We start from the raw sequence: 2,757 nt of genomic DNA on the forward strand, positions 1-2,757 counted from the left end.
CTACGACGTGATGGGCTCCAAGCACCTGGGCGCCGACCTCAACCTGGCCTGGCCCACCGCGCAGATCGCGGTCATGGGCGCCCAGGGCGCGGTCAACATCCTCCACCGGCGCACCATCGCCGCCTCCGACGACCCGGAGACCACCCGCACCGAGCTGATCGCGGACTACGAGGACACCCTGCTGAATCCGTATATCGCGGCCGAGCGAGGGTATGTGGATGCTGTGATCATGCCGTCCGAGACCCGCCGCCACATCGTCCGCGGACTGAGGACCCTGCGGAACAAGCGCGAGTCCCTGCCCCCGAAGAAGCACGGCAACATCCCCCTCTAGCCCCCTCGAGCGAAGGGCTAATTCCATGATCCGAATTGTCCGGGGCAACCCGACCCCCGAGGAGTTGGCCGCCGCACTGGCGGTGGTGCAAGCACGCGCGGCGGCCGTCACGGCCGCTGCGCAGAGCGAGGACGATCCGGAGGAGTGGTCCGACCCGGCCCGCACCGTCCCCAGCCACCGGGTGCCGCATCCCGGCCCCAAGGCGTGGCGTACCACCTACTGGCCCGCCTGAGAGCCGCGCGGTAAGGCCGGAATGGCACCTTCGCGCCGGGGCGCCTGAGTACGCGTACTCAGGCGCCCCGCCTTCTGCGGCCTCAGGATCGGTCCCATGCTGTGGTCCGAGCCGCCCGATGAGCCGCCCGAGGAGCTGCGGCGCGCCGAGGCCATGCTCCGCCGCGCCCGCACGGTCCTGACCGTCTCCGTGCTGCTCGCGATGTGCCTCCTCGGCATGTGGCCGTGAACGGCCCTGAATGCGGCCCTGATCTGAACCCCCGGCCTGATCTGGCTCAATCTGACCTGACCTGACCTGGCCTGCCCTGACCTTCCCGAGGGGGCCGGTGCCATGGCCGGGCTGCGGCCCCCGGCCCCCGGCCGGGCCGTCCCGGGGGCGGCTTACCCTGGTGCGCATGACTGCGCAGCGCACTCTCATCCTCGCGTCCGCCTCGCCCGCCCGGCTCGAACTGCTGCGGCAGGCCGGAATGGCGCCGAAGGTGATCGTCAGCGGGGTGGACGAGGACGCGCTGAGCGCGGCGACACCCGCCGAGCTGGCCCGGGTGCTGGCCGAGGCGAAAGCCACCGCCGTGGCCGGGCTTCCGGAGGCGGCCGGCTCTCTCGTCATCGGCTGCGACTCGGTGCTGGAGCTCGACGGCCAGGCGCTCGGCAAACCGGCGGACGCCGAGGAGGCCACCGCCCGCTGGAAGTCGATGCGCGGCCGGGCCGGGGTGCTGCGCACCGGGCACTGCGTGATCGACACGGCGAGCGGCCGCCGCGCCGCGGCCACCGCGTCCACCACCGTCCGCTTCGGCGAGCCGACGGACGAGGAGGTCGCGGCGTACGTCGCCAGCGGCGAACCGCTGCATGTGGCGGGGGCGTTCACGCTCGACGGCCGTTCGGCGCCGTTCATCGACGGCATCGAGGGCGACGCCGGAACCGTGATCGGGCTCTCCCTGCCGCTGTTCCGCCGTCTGCTGGCCGAGTTGGGCGTGCGGATCACGGCCCTCTGGGACTAGGGGTCTCCCTGCCTCTGGGGCGACTGGTCTCCCTGCCTCTGGGGCGACTAGGGATTCCCCTGAGTCGGGCCGGGCGGGGGGCTAGTGAGTCGGGCCAGGCCGGGGCTAGGGATTTCCCCGAATCAGGCCGGGCCGGGCTAGGGATTTCCCCCGAATCAGGCCGGGCTGGGGGCGTCCTGGCCGCCGCCCGCGGCCTCCGCGGAGTGCTCGGCGGGCGGCTCCGCCTCGTACCCCAGCAGGCTCAGCACGATCAGCCCCAGCACCACCATCAAGAACGCGAACGCCGGCCAGCCCACCAGGCCGACCGCGAACGCGCCCACCAGCCCGTGCACCACCGCACAGGTGACAAGCAGGATGCGGGCGAGCCGGCCGGGCGCGCGGTCGCGCACGGCGGTGCGCAGCAGCACCACCCCGCACACCAGCAGATAGAGGCCGAAGAGGCCGCCCCCGACCCAGGTGCCGATGGACATCGCGTCGGTGTCGAGGCCGCCCAGGGACATCTGCTGACGGTCCACGACCAGGCCGAGGATCCAGTTCAGCAGCGCTATACCGACCGCTTCGAACATGAGCGTCACAGCCGCTACCGCGGCCACTGGTCTGCGCGCCACCGTGTTCCCCCTCCACTCCGTCAGTGCCGAAGCACGCTACTAACGGGTAAGCGCCACCACAAGAGGTGCGGACGAGCTGAACGCCATGGCAAAGTTTCCGCCCGGCATTCGTAGGGTTTCCACAAAGAAACGTGGAGCGCCGCAGCACGGTGGGCCAGAGACCTTGCCCACACCGTGGACGGCGCACCAGCCCCGAAAACCGGGCGTACGGTGGAGCGACGGGGGATCTGGTCGCTCGCCCAACGCGAGGTTCACGCTCCGTGTGGTCAAGCTCACGCCCGGGATCTTCTCGGCGCGAGGTGTCGCCTGTACCTAAACTCGGCTTGTTTCAAGGAGGGAGCCATCGTGCGCAAGGTGCTCATCGCCAACCGTGGCGAGATCGCTGTCCGTGTTGCCCGTGCCTGCCGGGATGCCGGGATCGCGAGCGTAGCCGTCTACGCCGATCCGGACCGGGACGCTGTGCATGTGCGCGCGGCCGATGAAGCCTATGCGCTGGGCGGTGACACCCCGGCGGCCAGCTATCTCGACCAGGCCAAGGTCCTGGCCGCGGCCGCCGAATCCGGCGCCGACGCCATCCACCCCGGCTACG

General features: G+C 71.2%; 6 protein-coding genes. 5 read left to right on the forward strand and 1 reads right to left on the reverse strand.

Annotation, left to right across the window (positions count from 1 at the left end; genetic code table 11):
* The 4 genes from J5X86_RS50045 to J5X86_RS50055 all read left to right on the forward strand — a co-directional run.
* Nucleotides 1–331: carboxyl transferase domain-containing protein (locus J5X86_RS50045; RefSeq protein WP_279595824.1), on the forward strand; the 331-nt coding region annotated here is incomplete at its 5' end.
* Nucleotides 332–356: 25 nt separating this feature from the next.
* Complete coding sequence (locus J5X86_RS50050; RefSeq protein ID WP_014061293.1) at nucleotides 357–563, forward strand: acyl-CoA carboxylase subunit epsilon; 207 nt, start codon at nucleotides 357–359, stop codon at nucleotides 561–563.
* A 96-nt stretch (nucleotides 564–659) separates the two neighbouring features.
* Nucleotides 660–791: a morphogenic membrane protein MmpB gene (gene mmpB, locus J5X86_RS52360; RefSeq protein WP_256114580.1), complete on the forward strand. Its 132-nt coding sequence runs from the start codon at nucleotides 660–662 to the stop codon at nucleotides 789–791.
* A gap of 166 nt (nucleotides 792–957) precedes the next feature.
* Complete coding sequence (locus tag J5X86_RS50055) at nucleotides 958–1,560, forward strand: nucleoside triphosphate pyrophosphatase (RefSeq protein ID WP_208523215.1); 603 nt, start codon at nucleotides 958–960, stop codon at nucleotides 1,558–1,560.
* Nucleotides 1,561–1,715: 155 nt separating this feature from the next.
* Here the strand turns inward: J5X86_RS50055 and J5X86_RS50060 are convergent, their stop codons facing one another.
* A complete protein-coding gene (locus J5X86_RS50060; RefSeq protein ID WP_243983369.1) occupies nucleotides 1,716–2,126 on the reverse strand; it encodes a hypothetical protein in 411 nt (136 codons plus the stop codon).
* A gap of 387 nt (nucleotides 2,127–2,513) precedes the next feature.
* Here J5X86_RS50060 and J5X86_RS50065 point away from each other — a divergent pair.
* On the forward strand, nucleotides 2,514–2,757 hold a 244-nt coding region (locus J5X86_RS50065), incomplete at its 3' end, for a biotin carboxylase N-terminal domain-containing protein (protein WP_307819055.1).

It is taken from the genome of Streptomyces sp. NEAU-YJ-81, from assembly GCF_017592595.1.
Classification (GTDB): domain Bacteria; phylum Actinomycetota; class Actinomycetes; order Streptomycetales; family Streptomycetaceae; genus Streptomyces; species Streptomyces hygroscopicus_B.

Excerpts from the sequence above, each read along its gene's own strand:
- J5X86_RS50050 (WP_014061293.1), top strand. The coding sequence starts at position 357 with ATGATCCGAATTGTCCGGGGCAACCCGACCCCCGAGGAGTTGGCCGCC.
- mmpB (WP_256114580.1), top strand. The coding sequence starts at position 660 with ATGCTGTGGTCCGAGCCGCCCGATGAGCCGCCCGAGGAGCTGCGGCGC.
- J5X86_RS50055 (WP_208523215.1), top strand. The coding sequence starts at position 958 with ATGACTGCGCAGCGCACTCTCATCCTCGCGTCCGCCTCGCCCGCCCGG.
- J5X86_RS50060 (WP_243983369.1), bottom strand. The coding sequence starts at position 2,126 with ATGTTCGAAGCGGTCGGTATAGCGCTGCTGAACTGGATCCTCGGCCTG.